The organism is Tunturibacter psychrotolerans (assembly GCF_040359615.1).
GTDB classification, from domain to species: domain Bacteria; phylum Acidobacteriota; class Terriglobia; order Terriglobales; family Acidobacteriaceae; genus Edaphobacter; species Edaphobacter psychrotolerans.
The window spans coordinates 2,044,893-2,065,818 of record NZ_CP132942.1; the positions used below are offsets into that span (position 1 = coordinate 2,044,893).

The 20,926-nt window shown below is 51.7% G+C and carries 14 protein-coding genes; 8 read left to right on the plus strand and 6 right to left on the minus strand.

The genetic code is table 11. The features are described from left to right. The first annotated feature begins 10 nt into the window (after positions 1–10). Together RBB77_RS08445 and RBB77_RS08450 are read left to right on the plus strand one after the other, a co-directional pair. Positions 11–451: a YsnF/AvaK domain-containing protein gene (locus RBB77_RS08445; RefSeq protein ID WP_353066423.1), complete on the plus strand. Its 441-nt coding sequence runs from the start codon at positions 11–13 to the stop codon at positions 449–451. Between the two features lie 42 nt (positions 452–493). Further along, positions 494–1,309 (plus strand): YsnF/AvaK domain-containing protein, encoded by an 816-nt coding sequence (locus RBB77_RS08450; RefSeq protein WP_353066425.1) that lies wholly within the window; start codon positions 494–496, stop codon positions 1,307–1,309. A 172-nt stretch (positions 1,310–1,481) separates the two neighbouring features. On the opposite strand, the gene RBB77_RS08455 is transcribed toward RBB77_RS08450, so the two are convergent. Further along, positions 1,482–1,694, minus strand: a complete 213-nt coding sequence (locus RBB77_RS08455) for a hypothetical protein (RefSeq protein WP_353066426.1) — start codon at positions 1,692–1,694, stop codon at positions 1,482–1,484. Positions 1,695–2,350: 656 nt separating this feature from the next. Between RBB77_RS08455 and RBB77_RS08460 the strand changes: the two genes are divergently transcribed. Further along, complete coding sequence (locus RBB77_RS08460; protein ID WP_353066428.1) at positions 2,351–2,845, plus strand: hypothetical protein; 495 nt, start codon at positions 2,351–2,353, stop codon at positions 2,843–2,845. 307 nt (positions 2,846–3,152) lie between these two features. Here the strand turns inward: RBB77_RS08460 and RBB77_RS08465 are convergent, their stop codons facing one another. After that, positions 3,153–3,623, minus strand: coding sequence for a hypothetical protein (locus RBB77_RS08465; RefSeq protein WP_353066430.1), 471 nt, complete (start codon positions 3,621–3,623; stop codon positions 3,153–3,155). A gap of 609 nt (positions 3,624–4,232) precedes the next feature. Continuing rightward, the gene (locus tag RBB77_RS08470) at positions 4,233–5,156 is read right to left on the minus strand and encodes a hypothetical protein (RefSeq protein WP_353066432.1); all 924 of its coding nucleotides are present in this window, start codon (positions 5,154–5,156) and stop codon (positions 4,233–4,235) included. A gap of 828 nt (positions 5,157–5,984) precedes the next feature. Here RBB77_RS08470 and RBB77_RS08475 point away from each other — a divergent pair. Continuing rightward, positions 5,985–10,778 (plus strand): RHS repeat-associated core domain-containing protein, encoded by a 4,794-nt coding sequence (locus RBB77_RS08475; RefSeq protein WP_353066434.1) that lies wholly within the window; start codon positions 5,985–5,987, stop codon positions 10,776–10,778. A 524-nt stretch (positions 10,779–11,302) separates the two neighbouring features. Here the strand turns inward: RBB77_RS08475 and RBB77_RS08480 are convergent. Beyond that, the gene (locus tag RBB77_RS08480; RefSeq protein ID WP_353066436.1) at positions 11,303–11,992 is read right to left on the minus strand and encodes a recombinase family protein; all 690 of its coding nucleotides are present in this window, start codon (positions 11,990–11,992) and stop codon (positions 11,303–11,305) included. Between RBB77_RS08480 and RBB77_RS08485 the strand changes: the two genes are divergently transcribed. Both RBB77_RS08485 and RBB77_RS08490 read left to right on the plus strand, forming a co-directional pair. Next, positions 11,986–12,495: a hypothetical protein gene (locus RBB77_RS08485; RefSeq protein WP_353066438.1), complete on the plus strand. Its 510-nt coding sequence runs from the start codon at positions 11,986–11,988 to the stop codon at positions 12,493–12,495. The genes RBB77_RS08480 and RBB77_RS08485 overlap by 7 nt on opposite strands. 324 nt (positions 12,496–12,819) lie before the next feature. Further along, a complete protein-coding gene (locus tag RBB77_RS08490; protein ID WP_353066440.1) occupies positions 12,820–13,194 on the plus strand; it encodes a hypothetical protein in 375 nt (124 codons plus the stop codon). Positions 13,195–13,656: 462 nt separating this feature from the next. Here RBB77_RS08490 and RBB77_RS08495 read toward each other — a convergent pair whose 3' ends face one another. After that, positions 13,657–14,271 carry a PEP-CTERM sorting domain-containing protein gene (locus tag RBB77_RS08495; protein ID WP_353066442.1) on the minus strand — a complete coding sequence of 205 codons (615 nt, stop codon included), beginning with the start codon at positions 14,269–14,271 and terminating at the stop codon, positions 13,657–13,659. 1,598 nt (positions 14,272–15,869) lie between these two features. After that, positions 15,870–16,385: a hypothetical protein gene (locus RBB77_RS08500; protein WP_353066444.1), complete on the minus strand. Its 516-nt coding sequence runs from the start codon at positions 16,383–16,385 to the stop codon at positions 15,870–15,872. Positions 16,386–16,596: 211 nt separating this feature from the next. Between RBB77_RS08500 and RBB77_RS08505 the strand changes: the two genes are divergently transcribed. Together RBB77_RS08505 and RBB77_RS08510 are read left to right on the plus strand one after the other, a co-directional pair. After that, positions 16,597–17,610 carry a hypothetical protein gene (locus RBB77_RS08505; protein WP_353066446.1) on the plus strand — a complete coding sequence of 338 codons (1,014 nt, stop codon included), beginning with the start codon at positions 16,597–16,599 and terminating at the stop codon, positions 17,608–17,610. After that, positions 17,591–18,241 (plus strand): lipase family protein, encoded by a 651-nt coding sequence (locus RBB77_RS08510; protein ID WP_353067596.1) that lies wholly within the window; start codon positions 17,591–17,593, stop codon positions 18,239–18,241. The genes RBB77_RS08505 and RBB77_RS08510 overlap by 20 nt, the downstream gene beginning before the upstream one ends. Positions 18,242–20,926: the final 2,685 nt, after the last annotated feature.

A 20,926-nucleotide genomic window follows, 5' to 3' on the forward strand; every position in this document is an offset into this window, starting at 1 on the left:
AGGTCTCACTATGAATCCGTCCCTTGATAAATTGGGCGCGGTCGACACGACAGCCGCGCACGCCGAACGGGAGACCGTCATCCCGCTCTTGGAAGAACAGTTCTCCGTTGCCAAACGTGTTGTAGAAACAGCACGGGTCCGTGTATCGCGAGTCACTCATGACCATCAACAGCTGGTCGATGAGCTGCTGAATCACGAGAAGGTGGAGGTCGAGCACGTTCCCGTCGACCGACCAATCGAGGCTATGCCATCCATACGTCAGGAAGGCGATGTCACGATCATCCCTGTCGTTGAAGAAGTTTTGAAAGTGGAACGCTGCCTGGTGCTCAAGGAAGAGGTGCATATTCGGCGGATCAAAACGACCGAAAGGCATCAAGAGCAGGTGACGCTGCGCAAGCAGGAAGTCCTTGTCTCCCGCACTCCCATAGAACACTCTGAAGTCCCCGATTAGGCGACTCAAACCGATGCAGTTAACCCGCGAAAGGAAACACCCATGAGCAACTTCGAAAAGATCGTGACTTTATTTGACACAGCGGAACATGCCCAAGCGGCCGAGACGAACCTGCAGCATGCGGGCTTTTCTGATGGCGACATCAGCATTCTTAGCGGCTCGGATCTTCCCAAGGCCGGGGACGCCCTGCGCGAGCCTGGCCTCTGGCATCGCATGTTTGGGAGCGACATCGCACAGCACGAGGCGACTGTCTATGCAAAAGCAGTTGAGTCCGGCGGAGTCGTGCTAACCCTGCGCGCAGCGGAGGCAGATGTTCCGAAAGCGATGGCGATCCTGAACCAGCACAAACTGGTCGACGTAACCGACCGTGCCGTCGATACGGGCGTCATCTCGAAGGCTTCCGCTGCAACGCTTGCTGCTTCGACAGCTGTTGCCGCTGCGGTGCCCACTAAGCCCGTCACCGCGGACCTGGGGAAGAACGAGGTGATTCGCCTCGCCGAAGAGCACCTGGAAGTGGGTAAGCGCCTGGTCGAAGAGGGAACTACGCGCATCCGACGCTTCGTCACCGAGACGCCGGTCGAAAAACAGGTGACCCTGCACGAAGAGCATGCGGAGGTTGTTCGTCGCGCTGTCAGCGACCCCAACTTCGTGAAGGACATCGACTGGTCCGATCAGACGATCGAAGTGCTGGAGACCTCCGAACAGGCCGTCGTCTCTAAATCGGCACGTGTTGCGGAAGAGGTTGTCGTCGGGAAGACCGGCTCTAATCGTGTCGAGACAGTGCACGATACGGTGCGGCGTCAACAGGTCGAAGTTGAACGCGTTCCGGGAAAGAACCCGCCAGCAGCCAGGACGTAGTTTCGCAGATGGACCCGCCCGGACGGGATCAACCCCGCACCGGGCGGGATCCAAACACGCATTCTAATGTCGGCTGTTTCTCGTTCGTTTTGAAGGCGAGCGAACATCGACTCTTCGCACGCGACAGCTCAGTTTCCACTCTCTTTCGCGCGTCGACTGGAGCTACTCGCTCTTAGTCCTGGACCAGCCGAATCGTCGTTGACTCTCCATTGCCGATCGTCACCAGGTAACCCAACCGTGGAACGATTGCAACGTGAGAACGCGCGTCTTCGCTTCCGCCTTCGCGGAGCTCATGCTCGACGATTGCGGCCAGCCTGGCCCTCATAAATCTGCTCTTCAACTCATCCGCCATAGGTACCTGCTCCAAACCAAGAGAGTTGGCCATTCCTCAAAATCGAGGAATGTAGATACATCATCAACGCAGGGTTAATTTTGGCTATCATACAGAAGTTGCATACAAAGTGGTGCAATAAATATTCGGGGGACTACATTCGTATTCCCTTCGGCGTGGACAATCGAGAATCTATTAGCGACCTCAAGGCACAGTCTTCGAGGAACCACACCATGAAGCTAGCCTTGCTTCAATTCAGTGGGGGAGGTTCGAGATGGGCTTCAAGGTCCTTCCTCGTACATCGCCCCTTGGAACCTATCTTTTTGCCTGGATGGGTGCCGTCCTCAAATCTCGCATCACGATGTGCTGGTTCAAACGAAGCAGTTCCGCGACTTCTCTGACGGTAATCCATGCTCTCTTTTTGGTCTGCATATTGGATCCAATCCTGCCCCTGTGTACCTGCCGGAAGAGAGGCCCGTGCTTCTTCGAAAGTGGTATCGAGACTTCTATAGAAAGTGGGTATTCACAAACGCCACGAGCTGAGTAAATCTAAATGGAGTTCAAGCATCGTAGAGAATTGGCTACCTCCGCAATTCAAAAGGGGCAACGTGAGTATTCATCACCGTTCAGTCATGATCGCTCTGCTAAGTTTGTGTCTGGCAGCGCCTGGACAGTTGGCCGCACAATCGCACCAGGATTCGGGCCCCGGGATGAATCAGACAGACAGTGCAATCCCAGGTCTTCACGACTTCGATTTCCTTGTGGGTCACTGGCAGGCTCATCATCGAAAGCTGACGCACCGCCTCGCCAATAGTCACGAGTGGATTGAATTCGAAGGCACATTATTTAACCAACCGCTTATGGGAAGTCACAGCAACGTCGACGATACACTGCTCAATGTTCCGGGCGTACCGTATCGCGGTGTCGCACTGCGGTCCTTCGACCCGAAGGCCCAGCAGTGGTCAATCTGGTGGCTCGACAGCAGGACACCATCCGATCCACTGGATCCACCCATGATAGGAAGCTTCCACAATGGCGTAGGCACTTTCTATGGCGACGATACGGTCAACGGAAAGCGAGTTCGAGCGCGCTTCATCTGGTCCAACATCACTCCGACATCCGGTCACTGGGAGCAAGCGGACTCGCCAGATGAGGGCAAGACTTGGGAGACAAATTGGGTGCAGGACATCCAGCGAATGCAGTAACCGAGACACCGGATGACATTAGGAACTCGGTCTGCGGGGATCACGCGCAAAACTGAATCAGCGCGGCATCTCGTCGCCGAGGGGTGGACCCTGGACAGGTGTCACGAGTGCTCGAAAAGGGGAGCGGGAAGGTTGAAAGCTATCACTACAATTTTCCCCACAGTGATAAGTTTGGACTCTGCCGTTATCGCTATAAATTATTGATTTATTGGAGCACCGAATGGGATTTGAACCCATGAATACTGGTTTTGCAGACCTACAAGGGGCGTTCGCAGTGGTTTGTTTGAGATTCGTTCCGATTGTCTATTCAATGGATTACCGCTTCCACTTCTAAACCAATACAAGCCAATCTAAACCGGCACTCGCTACATTTCTCGCTACAGTGTAAGTGCCTAGACTCGACAAAAGAGATCTTTCGAAATCCGAACTTGACGTTCAGAGTGCTGTTGACGTCGATCTCGAAGACGTCTAGTTGATTTTGACTTCCAACGAAGCCATCTGCGGTGCCGAATTGCTGGGATACGGCAATAGACGTATTTGGCCAGAATGTTCCTTCGGCGCTGATGATCTGACGCTTCCAAATGCCAGTATTGTCTACCGAATATGCGTTAAGAGCACCGGTTTTGTCGACGAAAAAAGCGTAGGTCTGGTTTGTTAGTTCCACAAATCCACTGGATTGCGTGGCTGCCGCAACCGGAGTTCCTAGAGCGGCGATATGACGTGGCCAGAGTTCCACTTCCTGCCAAATTCCGCTCCCGAGGACGAAGTGAACGTCCAATCCGCTCCGCGCCGATTACGAAGCCGTCGGTCTCGGGGAGAACTGAACTTTGAATGCCCCACGAACCTCGATGGCCAGTGGCAGCCACAGGTGCGCCCGGTAAATAGGTGTGGGAAGACCCGATCTCGAATCGCTGATAACTCGACCCCGGCGCCCCTGCGTAGGCGATGTTTAAGGTCCCTTGGATATCCACTGCGGATACATTCTGTTTGCGGTGTCACTGTGCCGAATTGTTGGATTGCGGCCAAGTGGCCCGCCAGCGGAGACGTATTGATCGGCGTGAGGGGCAAAGGCTGATTCATGCCCCCGCGGCATTGGCCTAAGAGACCCCGATCTGTCCCGTGACTCCTGTGGAAAAGATATCTGTTTCAAGAGCGCCGAACCGCTGAGAGGCCACGATGGGAGCCCCGGAAAAGAAAAATGGCATGGAAGACCTCTCCTTGTCGCTGCACGATGAAGTGTACTTACCGTGCTCTGAAGGATTCTGGTCAATCTGCATAGTACGAAGTCGTGCCGTGTCCCTCATTGCGTTACGACCCGAAATCATAGAGGCTTCGTGTTCTGCAACAGTGGTCAGGATGTGAACGGTGTCCAAAAGCCCTTGTCACTTTATCGGCGGGTCACGGAGGCCGCCTCCTCGTTGTTGTGGGACTGGGGTGCACCCAGCGTACCCAAAACATTGGCGATCAGGCGTTCACCGGCGAATCCGAAAAGAAATGCGACGGCCAACCCGCATCCGGGAAGGTTGTTATCGCCAATTTGTATCCCTAGCAGCTTGGACTGATAGAACGCATAGCCTGCGAGCCCAGTACCCGACCCAAAAAAAGCGCGAGCGCTGGTCACGAATTGATTAGAAACCCGTTCGGGAATTTTCGCGGTAACGTCCGCGCGCATCAGAGATCCGGCGGCGCTGAACGCTGCTCCCAATAGGCCGAAGAACAACACACTTAGCACCATCTGGTAACCCCATGGAGCCGGCGCGCAATATGGGTGCCGGGTAGAGAAGACAACCAGAGGAACCACCATAAGAACAGCTACGAAACAGCTAATAAGTAAGAGCATCAGCTGATCGCCCACGAGCCAAATCTTATGGTACTGATTGGAAAAATACTCATCACGGATTGCCATGGCACTGATTATGTGATTGACTGTGGGCTTCTTCACGTTGGGCGAAAGCAGGTTGAGCATCTCCCTCCCGCGCCAGGATGCAATCTTTGGCGCTTCAGCCCGCAGAATCGAGGCACGTATCTCAAGTTCTTCGGGGTTAAGCGCGAGAGTAGCGTGCCGTCTCGCAGCATGCAGACTAAGCCAGCCGCCCTCCACGTTGTTCTTCTCATGGAGGTATTGAGAAACATTTGCAAGCTCCTTACGAGCCGCCGACGCCCAGGACTTGTCTGAAGGCTGATCGCGTGCCTCTAGAAGCGCGAGTTCAACATCAAATGACTTTGCCTCCCTTTGCAGGCGAAAATAGTCGCTTCTCTCTGACCAAAACAACGGAATACGATGGCCGCCGGCTTCAGGTTGTTTATCCACGGTTTGCTCCTAGGCGACGGCCCGGGAAAATCTTGAGCCGCAAATGCCACCATCATGTGCTTTAGGCCCAGCCGGCAGTTACCAACTTATCTGACGGGCGTTGATACGGATAGTGCCGCAAATTACTTAGCCGTTACAGAGAAATTCGATCCTGGAAAGGCCGGATAAACTTTGACGACGAACCTGTGGCAGTAGCGTTGGCGTGATTTATCTTCAGGTGCGACATGGCTGCCTAGATTTGGCTTTTAGAAGCGTTCTAAACAAACACTATTTGGCCCTTGCGTACTACGGAATGAATTGCATTCTGTAATTTTACGCGGCGTCTGATTCCAAGAAGGATACCGGTGCAACGATGCCTTTGCATGCTCTGCACTGCGCAGCAAAATATATTGTTATAGGGTGACAGCAGTCCAAAACAATTTTTATTGACCTATTGTGCCTCTTCTCATACTATTCGGGGGTCAATGAACTACCAGATTCGTTATTCCTGAACGGCATAGTCCTTGGCAGTCTTGTTTCCTCTTCCAGAAAATCTGTCTGTGCGCAAGCGGAGCACTTCATTTCTTTTGTCTGGAGGTAGATCATGCCTTGGCCTTCGTTGAGCGCATGCGAGCGCGTCGGATGCCGTCGTCCCTCCGCAGAGATTGTGAACGCCACACAACTTACTCTTCGTCGTAATTCACGGGGACATCCAGTCCTTTCCAATCTGAGTCGATCAGCAAAACTATGATTCCGCCGCTGCCAACACTCCATTTGCCGAGAGTGTAACTATCCCTCTTGCGCCAACCTCGCCGGTCGCCGATTGCGTATTCTTCAAGGAGTAAACGGATGAAATCGCTTTGCATTGCTTTCGCGTGCTTATTCTCGGTTACAACTTTTGCAACCGCGCAGTTTCCACAGCTGCCTGGGCTCGTCCCATATCAGTCATACGACGAATCGAATTTTGATACCGTGGACTTGGTTGGTGGCGGAGTGCAATTGCACATACCTATCATTTCCTACCCCCAAAAGGGCACATTGCCGCCACTAGGGCTTCAGCTTGTATATAACCCTCCCGTCTGGACCTCGACGGTAGAGACTTCAGGCGGCAGTCAATATGTAGCTTGGTTTTATACCAACCTTAACAAATCCGGTCTCGTGGCTACTCCGAACTACGTCGGCGGCACTTTTCCGGACGGCACGGATAACAACCATAACCCGTTGTCTGGTACAACGGCTATAGACCCCACCGGCGCAAGCCATGAGATGTTTGGAGTGGTATCTCCGGCTGGCGTTCATACGACGACACTCGAGACTGTTGACGGTTCCGGGATTGCAATCATCCCGGGGAGCGGGTTCGTCGACCGCAACGGTATCTCATATACGGGCACATGTACTCTTTACAACCCGTACGTTTGTCCTACTCCCGCAACTAGCACGTTTATGAAAGACCCAAGCGGGAACACAGTCACCGTTACCACTACCGGTGGCACTTCCGGTATGGCAACTTTCAAGGACAGCGTAGGTAGAACAATCCCAGCATTTGGCAATATGTCTAGTTCCTCTGTAGTAGCCAAATGTGAAGCGCAACAGTTCCCGATTTTTGGGGGAACGACTGCTCCGATCACGATATGCTGGCAGCAGTTAAGTGCTGCAACTTCATTTGGGAATGGGACTCGCGAGGGTCAAGCCACGTTCGTAGCAATCTCCGGCATAACACTCCAAAATGGCGCCTCGTGGAGGTTTACATACGATAGCTGGGGTTTTCTGCATAGTGTCACCACACCGACCGGGGCGGTGATGACATATGCTTACTACCCGCCCTCATATACTCAATATCCAGTAGGAGAACAGCCAGGCCAGCGGTTTATTCAATCAAGAACATTGAATATAAACGGCGTAATGTCCCAGTGGTCTTACGCGTATTCGCTAGTCCCACAACCCGGGAATGGAACTGGCTTTCAAACCACAGTGACAGATCCGCTTGGTAACACGATAGTCCACCTTTTTAATTCAAACGGGACTGAGGCGCAGACTGTTTATAACCAAGGTACATCTCCAGCTATCAAAACCGTGCAACACACGTATTTGGGTGGTGTGTTGGGTACCGGATATGGTGTTGCTGGTTTACATCTGCCGGAACAAACGACCACGATCTATAACGGACAATCCACCACCACATGTGTGATTTACGACAACAATACAAACACTGCATGCACCGGTACGGACGGACCCATGTCTGGGGGATTGAAAGTGTACGACCCCAATGACAGTCTTAGAGGCATTCCCGGCTTCATTCCATATAGTGCTTCGCTTGTTTTGGGTAGTCCCATGTACTCCTACACCTACGACTACACAACATCAAGCGGGCCGGGTCCACTTCTTAGCGAGACAACTAACACCTATCAATGGCAGGCCAATGACAGTTATCGAGCTGCCAACCTGATAAATCTTAAGGCATCTACGTCAACATCGTCCGGTGCCCAGCCATTAGCCAGTGTGACCATTACTTATGATGAGACGAGTTATAGCCCCGGCGGATTTCAGGGCAATGCGACCTCGGAAGTCGATGGTGGAACCGTTACAACCCATACCTATTACAATGCCAACGGAATGGTGGTTGGAGCAAAAGACGGCAATGGAAATATGACTAGCGTTGTTTACGACGGGACAGGTGCATACCCCACCACTGTCACAAGGCCAGTAACAAATGGCGTAAACCACATAGATGCCTATACTTACGACGCAAATACAGGCCTAGCCGCATCGCATACGGACGAGAATCTGCAGAAGACGACCTATAGTTACGACTCGATGCGACGCATCGCGCAGATTGCCTATCCCGATGGGGGTCAGGAAAATCACACTTATAATGACGCCGCGGCTCCTAGTCCAACCATCACATACACAAAGAAATTAACCGCGACTAGCCAATACCAGATCGTTACGACAGCCGATGCACTGGGACGCCAAGTTCAGGTCAAAGTTACTTCAGACCCCATTGGTCCCATATATACAAATACAATCTACGACGGCGATGGACGAACGCAGAGCGTTTCGAATCCATATCGGTCCTCGACAGATTCGAGCTATGGAATCACATCTTATGCATACGATGCTTTAGGAAGAAAGATCCGCCAATGTCAACCCGATAACGGGAGCACCGGGCCGTGCGTACCAGGACAATCCTATATCAGCTGGACGTATACAGGAAACGGATTGGCAAAGAGAAACGAACTTGGGAATGTGTGGACTCAAGTCTACGATGCGCTTGAGCATCTGACAAGAGTTACTGAGCCAACTACTGCCGTCACGAGTCTTAGTTTTGACGCGCTAGGCAACTTGCTAGGAATCAATCAGGCGGGCTTGTCGGGCGAAAGAGCACGTGTACGTAGCTATACCTATGATTCACTCTCTCGAATGATCTGCGAGGCAGACTCAGAGAATTCTCACGCACAGTGTCCAACGTCTTCGACTGCACCGCTTCCAGGTGGGGTCGTGACTTACTCTTATGATCTCAATGGAAACCTGAAGGTCAAGACCGATGCGCGTGGTTTGTCATCGAATTATTCCTATGATTCCTTAAATCGCTTGATCACAAAAAGTCCATCCAACAGCCACACAGCTACGGACACTTATAACTACGATGAAAAGACCGTGACTTGGAACACCTACGGTATGGCCAACACGTCAGGGCGGCTAAGCTCTGCTTCTTCCTCTATATACGGTGTTTACTCGCGTTACACTTATTCCTACGATTCAATGGGCAGGCTGCTTACGCGTGTCTTTCAGAATCCAAACTCCACCGGGGCTTTAGATTCCGGTATAGGTAGCGGTGGCTATCAGTATGACTTGGCGGGAAACGTCACCTTTGAGACGCAGGCTGCCGGAGTTTACTTGTATGAGACACGCGACACGGCAGGACATGTAACCGCAATCAGCGCAAATAAGCACACTACCGGTACGTTGAATGGGATTTCCTCCCAGCAGATATTTGCAAATGCGACCTACGATCCGTTCGGCAATCCAGCGACACGACTCCTGGGAAACGGATTGAGCGAAAACAGAACTTACGATAACCGAGGAAGATTGAGCTCAAGCACTCAATTCCAGGCAGGAGCATCGATTGGCTACACAACTGCGACAACGTACTATCACGACGGAAGCGCTGCAACTTCAGCTGACACTGTCAATGGAAACTGGACTTACTCATATGACTCCCTCAGTCGACTTTCAGGTGCAACTTCAGCTGCGGGCCTAACACTTGCGTGGACATATGATTCTTTTGGGAATCGTAAAACGCAAACCGCATCTGGAACTGGTTCTGCGCCGCAACCCAGTTTCTCTTTTACAGGAAACAATAACCACGCGGATCCAAGCGGAGGTTTTGCTTATGATTATGCTGGAAACATTACCACTGATAATTTGGGACAGACCTACGCCTATGATGTGTATAGCCGAATGGTGGGTGTTAACAGCGGAGCAGTGACCTACCGATACGATTCAGAGGGACAATTAGTTTGGGAGTCTGGATCGACTGGCGTCCAGGTTTTTCAACGTAATTCTGCAGGACAACCTACGTGGATCTACAACCCTACGCCAAATGGGCCTCCATATAGCCTAATTGGAGTCTACGTTGATGGTGAACAGATTGGCTCCTGGCAGCACGATCAGTTCCATTGGCTTGGGAAGGACTGGTTGGGCACAAAGCGGTATGAGACTGCGGGCAATGGAGATATTGGATCAAGTGCGCAACCTATCGAGCCGTTGCTATATACCTCTTTACCCTATGGCGATGCGCTGAGTTCAATTGGAACCGATCCTACTCATTTCACAGGTAAAGAGAGAGATATCGAATCAGGAAATGACTATTTTGGGGGTAGGTACTACTCGTCCAGCACAGGTCGCTTCATGAATGTTGATCCGTCGGGGCTGGCATACGCTGATCCGACAAATCCACAGAGCTTCAATCTCTACAGCTACGTGCTGAATAACCCGCTTAGCTTCATTGATTCGACGGGCTTAACCTGCCAAACAAATTCATCTGATGGAACTGTCTACGACGACAATGACGGTAATGGATGCTCGATTGTTGATGAAGCAGATAGAAAAGCTGCCCCAGCCGTTACCGTCTACGCCGATGGGAGTCGTAATCTGCTGCAAGAACAAAACGACCAAGAGCAGAATCAATATGTGGTTGGTTGGCTCCAATCGCAGGCTGCTCCGGCGCAGATTTCCCTTGCCGGTCGGGAGTTTCTCAGTGCCGCAGCTAAAGATACCGCAGGAGTTCCAACCGTCTGTTCTGTAGGAGTATTTGGCCAAATCGGTCCCGGAGCTGGAGCTATTGGTGGTTCCTATGACTCGAACAGTGGAGGCAAAGGTTACCTCACGGTTCGACCCACGCCTGAAGGTGTTTCTGGTGACATTGCGCCAATTAGCTTATCTGTCAAGGGAGATACGAACAAAGGCTTCAGCGGAGGCGTAACAGTTCGTGATCCGGTTACCAGGATCGGTGGAGGTGTTTCAGTAAGCGATAAGGGCGTTCCTACAGTCAGCGCGAGTTGGGCTCCATTCATTTTTACGGTCGGAGCCACAGCAACGATTGGCACGATGGGAGATCCGAAATGTCAACCTCATCCATAGAGTTCCACTTATTTCATGGGCCACACTCTGGCTACCTACTGATTTTCGTCGGTGCATTAGCTTTGGCGGTGTATGCCTGTTTTGTTGATGTATTCATAGATGAATCTGAGTCTGCTCCTTCTGAGGAAGCGAGGGAGCGTTGGGGAATTAAGGCAACCAAAACCACTCGCGCTATAATGGTGTCACTTTTCTTGTTCATTGCCTTATTCGCAATTTGGAAGATGTGGCAGCCATAATCGTCCAGTTCCGCTAAATCCACGTAGGGCCGCTTCTGGACGGAGTGGGAAACGATTGGGAAGTCTCAGGGTACGTGTCCAATGTATATGTGTCTATGTGCGACGGACTTCGCCGTAAGTGCATTTGGTATTTCTCCAAACAACGGACCCGTTACAAGGACATATGTTGTCTCGTTTAAGAGAAGGGCAAAACACTCATGGAAACCAGCAAAATCTGCGCCTACTCTGCGCTTTTTTGGGATCACTGAGCACCACCTAATGACGAAGGCCCGAAGTATGCAAGTAACTTCAGTGCGAATGAGAAGACAAGACCCGTTGAACCTGAGTAGCTGTCCATATGCATCCGCGCGCGGTTGTTAGTCCCGTCTTGTTCAGCTCATTTGCAATCGCGCGCAGTGAGGTCGCACCATCTACCCGCAGCCGTTCGATCACTGGAAACAAGTCGTCTCTCCGCTTGGCAGCGGATTGCCGGCGCACATTGGCGCTCGCGAGTGTTCCTTTAACTGCCATGCTCGCCATACGCTCTAAGCTGCCCCTCTGCCCACCTACGACCGTACCACGCGCCTTTGCGGCTGCTAGAGCCGCTTTCGTGCGGGACGAAATCATTGAAGCCTCATGCTCCGCGACTGCGGCCAAGATGTGAACGGTGAGGCGATTGGCTTCCGGGAAGTCACAAGCCAAGAAATCCACTCCCGATTCCATGAGCGAACTAATGAAATGGACATTGCGGGCGAGACGGTCAAGTTTAGCAATAATTAGTGTCGCTTTGTGCAGACGGCAGAGCCGGAGAGCTTCCGCAATTGCCGGACGATCATTGCGTCTCCCGCTCTCAACTTCTACGACTTCTTGAATGAGCTGCCACTGTCCGCCGTTTAGATAGCGCGATACGGCTTCTCTCTGTGCTTCCAGGCCGAGACCGCTCGCACCTTGTCGTGCCGTTGAGACTCTCAGGTAGGAAATGAATTTGCCGTTTGCCACTCTGCTTACCCGCTGTTACATTTGCTTCTGCCGACGTTGAAGTAAATGATAAATCGTCAGAACGCGAATTGAAAAGTGATAAAAAGGAGAAAATCCACTGCGTATTCGCTTATTCTTCGCCTATGGGCGGAGAGCGAGGAACTACAACAGAGAAACGACTCGCAGGGGAGATTTGCTGTGCTTGCAAGAACTTCCTGCCACCGCCACATACCCGAGGTGAGCGTTATTGCGAAAAGTGCAAGCCGCCCGTGAAAGTCGTTTACGCGGCCTTCGAGCGAAAGAAGGCATGGGAAGTCGTCTTCTACGACAGCGCAACTCAACAGTGTCTCCGCACGGTCATGTTTCAAGATGAAGAGAAGTTGGTGGAACTTGCCAAGCGCGGAGGTGCACTGACAAACCTCGAAGCGAAACAAACTGTAGAGAACGGAATCAGCAATGGGAAAGGCGGAGTCTTTCTCAAGCTTTCACCTGATCAATACAACAAATTGATAGGGAAAATCTGAACTGTGCCCGAATTGCGTAATGTGCTTGAGTTGCTCATACGCCTTTACAAAATCGTTGCGATTCCAGGACTGCTAACCGTGGGCCCCTCCAAAGGCGAACTGGCGTATGTCACTTTGAAAGCTTATGAGGGTGATCAGCCTCCCCGTCACCTGCGGGTATACGAGAGACAACTCCATCTGTTGCTGGGCCGACTAGCATTTCCTTTAACAGCTGCCGCGATCATCGATGGTTTACGTAAAGGCCGTGAAGTTGACGTTCCAGGGCTCTATACGGCGCGCCAGCTGGTAGAGTTGGGCTTCCGGAAATGTTTTGGAGACTAGAGCGTGCCACCGAAGATCAAGTTTACGAAGCAATACAAGCCAATGGGATTCGGTGACAGAGATGATCGCGGATCTGTGGAGGCGCATCTGAGGTCAGTAGAGCGCGCGAAAGAGATGCGGCAGCTGAATAGAAGGCTGAAAGAACTAGAGGCCAGAGGACGCAAAGAAACGTGGTGGGATTCTATCGAAGGCAATGCGTTTCTTCTCTTCAAAGCATGGGACACGATGATGGAGGCTGCCGGCCTAATGAATCCTTGGCGGAATGACTTACCTGCTGAGCTATCAATGGTATCGCTTGCCGCCCCCACTTATTGGCTTCTCTGGAAGAGCGGGCCTTTTGGGGTTGTAAGGGCTGTTTGGACTTCCCAAGCTGGTTGAACTCTTCGGACTACTTGTAGTGCCTACACCGCTTGGGTGGTGATTCGCGATTAGAGCGGCTAACACAACCCCGATGAGTCCAATGACTGCGACCGTTACCGATTTATCCTTGTTCACGGATCCCTCCTCGTCGTGAAGTGAGAATGATCGTCCTTTCTCCATAGTGACCGCGACAATAAATTTGTTTCATTTCAAGAGCCTGCTCCTCGTCGAAGGCGCGCCGGGTTCGGTAAACGGGCTTATGTCTAGACGCAAACCCTCGAGAGCTTGAGAAGCCCGCTGATCATGCTCAAGCGCACTCTGAATGGAACATACGTGGCAGTCGAGCCATTCCACATGGAACGCTACTTGACGAACAGATGATCCGCTTCAACAATCGCATCGAGCCGTCCTGCCGTTGTATCTGCTCGATAAAAGCTGTGTTTATCTGCGTTTGATCGTTTTGGATTAATGACATGACTTCTAGCTATGCTTACTCAATTTGCGTCGGACGAATCCGGCGAACCCTAAAAGCCCTGTACCCAAGAGGACGATGCTTGTAGGTTCTGGGGTGACACCGAGGCGGCTCGTGACGTCGATGTACTCTTCAAAGTTATTGCCATCGTCAAAAACTATGTCACCATTACTGTCCATCAACGGATGGATGAAGCCGAAGTCACCACTCTTGACAATCGACAAGTCTGAAGAGGGTCCAGAGTAAAGAGTGTCGGCAGAGGGTGCAGGGCCATTAGCGATGAACGCTACCCTACCTGCATTACAAATCTCTACCGCGAAGTCCCTGGTGCCACATACTGTGCTGTTGTCGTAGTCAAGCGCCGGAGGGGTGAAACTGCTCGAACTCCGATCTCCCGAAATGAACGAGTAATAGCAAGTGTCATCGCGTCCGTCGCAATTGGGTCGGTCGGTCACGAAATCTCCCTTGTTATCGATGCCGTACAGGAAGTAATCGTTTGAATTGGCAGCGCCGGCGCCGTGTATGGTCACAGATTGGTAAGTGTCAGCATGTGCTACAGAAGGCGAAAAGTCATTGAACCAGGCGAGAAAAGCGAAGAGAGCTATCAGGTACAAGCGTTTCATATCCAACTCCTCAGCGTGGATTTATGCTTCGACTGATAGTGACCTTTCAGTTTGAAACGTATCAACGAAAAGTTTTTTCTGGAACGATATTGAGTTGAGTCAGGAACAGTTCGATGGGCTTAGGAGTCGGAAACAGAAGGTTCAGCGGAAAGGTTGAGGTGAAACACATTCGAGCCTCAAGTCACTATCAAGAGTGTCTGCTTTGCTCTCCCAGTCATCAGAATCGTGTGCAAAAAGTATAAAGAGGTAAAGAACTATGCCAGTAAAGAACGAAGCCCTATCGCCCCTTTCCAATCCAGAAAAGATGCAAGCGTGCGATGAAAGAATGAAGCTTGCGCTGAGGTTCTTAGAAGCAGCTGCAGAGTGTGTCAACGCATCAAGTCGGGCACGGACAAGCACCAGCCACGCAGATCTTCTTTGGACGTATAACGCAATGGCGAATCACAGCGACAAGTGCGACAAGTGTTCTTTGCGCTAAACTGAGCACAACCGACGCCACGCGAGGGCAGTTGGTGCCAGTGTGAAGAAAGGTCATTGGGCGACTTCCTTCAACACACTCATAATGAACGCCATTGAGGTGGGCTTTTTCCGTCGGACCACATCGAATTTTCAATCAGCACCTGATATCGCCTGCATACAAGCCCTAAACCCGCCTAAAATTCACAAACTGTTATCTCTATGGCACAATGACGATTTCCCAGCCTGTCCCGAAGGCATGAAGCTCGCCCAGGCATATCTGATCAGTTGCGGCGAAGGAGTCAAGCGGCTAGGCACCGAGGAACCCCTAGACCGCATGAACAACATCAAAGCCTCTTACATGGCCCTTGCCATAGTAGGCAGCTGAATCATACTAGGGCAGACGTATGGGAGAAAGAGATGAAGAGACTAGCGATGTGCCTGGCAATCCTTTTGGCAATAATGACGGCGAAGGTTTTCGCCCAAGTCCCCGTTACAAAAATACCCGTGTTCTTCCAGTGCACATGCGATGATCCGGTCGGATCCCGAATTGCCACGGCGATCCGAGATTTGATTGCGACCAGTCCCAGATACTTCAAGTCTGGAAGCGAATTCAATCGACAGGGTGCGAACGTATTTCCAATTTGGTCAATACGCGTGGTAACCAGAGACACAGATGAAAATGCCAGCCGATCCATGATTGCCGTAGCCTTCACTCGAGGGCTTTTCTTCGAAGCCCTCTCCGTTCAGATTTGTGGCTCGTCAAGGGTAAAAGAGTGTGCGGAGGGAATCTTGGCTGATTTAGATAGACAGATTACAGATCTTAATTCTGTTCAGTAGGTCTCTGTCTCGATTTGCTAGGTCGAGGTGTACAGTTCCCGAGGTCCCGAGACGTCGCCGGTGTCGGGTCTAGAAATGGCACCCAACTACGAATGACCCAGAGATAGTGAAGGAAGCGATGATGCGGCAGTAGACGATATTATCTAACGCGCAGGACGAGGGGCTTCATCTGTTGTCCCGTCGAACAGTAACTTTAGAAACAAGCGGACGATACCACCAGCGCTACGCTGATGCGATCAATATCCTACTGAAATTTGTGTTTCGTTGACGCTACCTCCAGTCAGAAACTTTCGCACAGCGAATCAGTCATTCATATACGGTCTAAGAAGATTATTGAATTCATCGCCCGTTTTACACTTCGTTCTCTCCACATCGCATGAGATCACTTCTTCATGCGTTTCAATCGTCGGCTTAAAATTAGTGATGTGGTTTTCTGCGAAGTAGGCGTACTTCGCGTTCTCATAGACATCAGTAAGACTCATGTCATTCGTCCAAGAATTTCCTCCTGGACCGGCGAACTGGGAGTTGTAGTGGTATTCGACGAGGATGAGGCATTTATTATGCTTCGCGTTGTAATAATTGGTGAAATCGAGGAGGATAGTTTGCTTGTCTCGGGCACCTCCCCAATTCTCGTTGAACCACACTCTGGCGTCCTTTGAACATTTCGCCTGGAGATCGAAATCGGCGGCTAGATTTTGCTTCGCTATCTGGTCTTTCAGTTCTTGGTTCTGCTTTTCCAATTGGGCGATCTTATCTCCATCGCACCCGACAGTCACCAGCAGTATTAGTCCCACCACCATCGCTTGCAGACGTGCCATGTTGCCCTCAGAAACTCCGAATTATTCCCACGCCAACTTTACAGTATCCTTTCCCGAGAGCGTCTAATGGAATGAGGAGCTTCGACGAGTAAAAACTATTTGGTGGCGGTGTCGAGCGAAAAAGTCTTAGAGTATGACATCGAGCCTCTATATCGCCTCAAATGCCATAGAAAAGCAATAGTCTGTTCCCGGATTGCAAGAGGTAGAATTTGTGTCCAGCAGACCACAAGTCGGTGAGAACTTTGTCCAATCAGCTTTAGGTGTTGATCGAAATCTTTCTACTGCAGCAAGTCTCACAATTGTGATTCATGGTGTCGGTAAAGCAACCTCCCAGTCCATACTGGCAGCTGCGAGCAAGGGATATTTCGTATCACAATTCAGCGATGTCTCACAACGAATACCACTTCCCGATTGCCCGACACTCTCGGGGAAGCGAGACGCCGAGGCGCTGTTTCTTCAGGGCTCCGCTGGAAATCATTTCGTGATTGCGCTTCCTTGGACTGACCGTAAGTATCGCTTATCTCCAATTGCAGCGTTCTGCGGGAAGGTGCTGCTGCAGGTAACAGTAGTGATGCTTGTCGCTTTCGCGGCACGCGATCACTTGCAGAATTTGGAGGACTGGCTCAACTCGTCATGGTGGTCCCGCGGAATATTTGGCTACGTTACGATAGTCGGACTCTGGAACATTTGGAAAAACATCACGAGCGAACCCTCGGAGCGCCTACCCAATTGGGGCTATTGGGTTTTTGCATCGCCGTTTTTGTTGACCATCGGGTTGAAGATCTTTCTCTTTTTTCACATTTTACTTTTGGTTCCCATTGGCATTCTCATCGTGGCGCTGCTGTTGGTGGCCTGCATCAGCATCGTTCGATGTTTGCCATTAGCGCGTAGCTTTGGTTGGAAGGTCAGCTTGCTGGCACTCGTTATCGCTTTGAGCTTGCCCGCGGCGTCCTTGGTCGGAATCGTGTGTCAGGTTGGCTCGAGGTTTGCATCTCCTCCTGAGACTCAGGAACAGGTAGAAAGACGTGCAGCAATGTTGAACACGTCCCAAATTCTAGGACCGGACACCCCGCCGCCTCAAGCGCCCCTTCGTCCAGCGTCGCACGCGCAAAAAGTAAAAGAGAAATTCGCTGATCGCTACGAATCACTAAGGGACCATTGGAGAGATTTCATACCTAGTTTGGCGGTCGCTGGGATATGTCTGCATAGTCGCAACCTTATTTAGCGGCCTAGTAGATTTTGGACTCGATGTCTTCGATTACGCAAACACTGAAAAGACCCGCGCCTCACTCGTTAGCCGAACGGTCGATGCGATGGTCTGGCTTAGGAGCCAAGCTCCGAGCGCTCCGCTGGTTATCGTAGGCCACAGCTTAGGTAGTGTCATAGCATCGCATGCTGTCAATTCGATGTGCCTGTCCGAGGAAATGACTAGTGAGATTAGCCTGGTCACATTAGGTTCGCCGCTTAATTATCTCTGTCGAGTATTTCCAAAGATTATCAAATCGCCGCGCGAAATCTCTTTAGCGATTCACCCGAACGTGCGCTGGGTAAACCTGTGGAGGGATGCCGATTTGATCGGCAAGCACTTGGATTTGGAACCACGGGCCACTGTGCAATTTTGTGTCGGTAAGGGTGGGCATTCAAATTACTGGTCTGATGGTGTGGTCTGGCGTGCAGTCGCTTTCGAATCACTCGGGTTAGGCACCTACAAAAAACCACTGGCCCCAGGAACCAGGCCTGAAAGATCTGTAGTCGAGGCTTGGCTGGGAACCCTTCTCTTCGCCGCTATCTCATTGTTGAGCATCATCGGTATGTTGGGATTCTGGTATCTGTTCCATTACTTAGTAAAGCTCTAATCTGTCTCAGCCGCTGAACGGAGCGCAAAGACACGTGAACACCGTCGCGCCATACAAGATCCCGCACGACGGCCGCACGCAGGACAACGGAACCATGTGCGATTGCCTCCGCAGGGACAACGCGTCCATTCAACCGTGCGATGCTTGGGAAAAGGCTTGCAACGTCGGGGGCGGCGGTCATTTCATTATGTGTTGACTGCGCGACGCCCACGCTGACTGGCGCACCCTGCCAGAAATGCGATCAAGAAAACAATTTCTTGAGTGGTTCTTTGAACAAGAGGGATCCCGCACCCAAACCGCCCGTACCAACTGACCAGGCTGCGAGCGCCTCATACGATACGTCTACTTTATGTGTGAGACGCAACCAAAATGCGGCGACTACGGAAAGAGCATTTAGACAAATGATTAGCAAATACAGTGATAGGAGTATGTAAATGCGACCCTTGTTTTGGATGCGCTGCCGGTGTTCATCTTGATAGATGGAATGGTAGTCCGGCTCAGGTTGCTTTACGTCGGGTTCGGTTTTGTTCACGGTTTCGCTCAACCCTCAAAGTAGTTCCCTATCCTACACCCATTGATCCTCACCCCTTTTGGCTAGTGCAGATTTGAAAATCAACATTAATAAGCTGACGGCATCGCCGCCACAAACGTGCCATCCCGGCGGTAGACGTTTCTAGCAAACATATTCGCTGTCATGCGCCCCTCGGTTAGCTCCCGATACTCAGTGGCGACCGAGCCCAAGTTCCGGGCGATCGAGAGACGGCCCGGAGGCGCGATTAGGGTGGCGCCCGATCCTCCCGGAAGTGTCCGACTGCCACGACCAAAAAACCTTCACCCATCCCTCGATTCAAGCATATCCCTTAATCACCGAGCCTCACGCTTAGCCCTCGCGCTTCGATCTCCGCCGTATTCTCCAAGAGCTTCTTTGTTGCTCTCGGCCTCTTGGCCTCACCACGAAAAACACCACGCAGTTCCTTAGCCATCTCCGCAAACTGAACCGGGGCGCGCTCACGGAGCGGGAATGGCCCATCCAAGACCGATAATAATGGGATTGTCCAGGCCTCGCCTTCCCGGCTGAACCGCTGCTCACAATCGAAGCTGAAAAGACGATCGTGTATCTGTCTATTGGTAGGCATCATGACTTGTTCGGTCATGCGGACCGGCGGAAACTCATCTGTGCCGCAAAGGGCATAAAGCGATGCTGGCATAAAGTGGCTATTGAGAAGCGTTTTGCTCCGCGTGCACATCGGACATATCCCTACGGGCATTTACCGTTCACCTTCCTGAGAGTTTAGCGGCACGCAAGACTACTTTGTCATTAGAAGTTTAGCGACCTCACGAGCCACGGCGGGATCGCTCTAGATTCCGCCTCCCGCATCTTTTTCATGCGGCGGTAGTAGGTTCGCCAGTGCATGCCTTTGGGTTTGAATATCGGTTCATGAATGATGCCCGTGCCGCCTAGTTTCTCGTGGATGCCTTGCGCCTTGTGCAGTGCGCGGTTGTGCGGAGCTTCCCGCTGTGATCCATAGGCGAGATGAAGGCAATGCCGACATGCGAACACCGTCGCGCCATACAAGATCGCCGCACGACGGCTACACGCGGGACACCGGAACCATGCGCGATTTCCTCCGAAGGCGCAAGGCCTCCATTCATCGCCTCTTGGACGCGTTCTGTATCGGAGAGTGATTTGGCCGTCCGCAGCTTCGATGCTGACACTCGCGAAGCGCTCTCCCCGTCGTGACCAATACACCATGCCGGCCCACCCCGGCCTCAAGTAGCCTTGGCGCTTGCACCACCGCACATCGAGGCGGACATAATTATCCGTGCAGTCCCGTCTTTGCGCACGGCCGCTGCCATACCCACCCATTTACTCTCCACGATTTTCCGAAATCATTAGGCAAATCACGCTGTTATTCGATCCGCTCTGAATTGATTTCCATTTGATTTTTGAGGTCGATCAACGCGATAAAAGGATTCATTTTCGGCTAATTTAAGTCTTATAAATCACTGAAACGATTGATTCTTAATTTTGGCCTGAGCGGAAGCCGAAGCCTCCGCCCTTTAGGTTTACTTTTGGGTTGGCGTTTACCTTCGCCCGGCTAAGGCGGAACCCGATGGCAACCTTGATTGATTGATTACTTGATTGGTTGATTGCGTGATTCCTGATTCCTGATTGAAAGATTTCTGATTACGGGCGCTCCGCAGAATGAAATTTTGCGATTGTGGAATAGACTTCAGCGTTAGTCTTCTCTGACCCATCGGTCTTACGCTTTGAATCTTCCACTGTTACCCAGAAGAATTGTCCGTCAAGGAAGACTTCTGAACTCATCTGCTCACTCTTCCGGGGCGGCCCGCCATTGGCAAGTGTCCACGCATGAAAATACTTGCTCTGTCTCCCGATGTACTGCTTTAGCCTATCGCTGCCGAAATTGAAGAACGCGCTAACGCCGCCCGGCTCATGCACTGTCGCGAATTCAACTCGGAGAGACCAACGGCTGAAGGCTCGAACCCATTCCGGCCCTTGGACCTTCAATCCCCGCACCAAATAGCGTCCAGGCTCCATGCGGGGGTAATCGGCTCCCTCCCACACCAGTAATGGCACCGTGGCAAGCCCAGCATTGCCGTACGTGGGCTGCTTACGCCTCCTGGGTGCTGGAATTGACCCAGCAGATGACTTGGCGACAA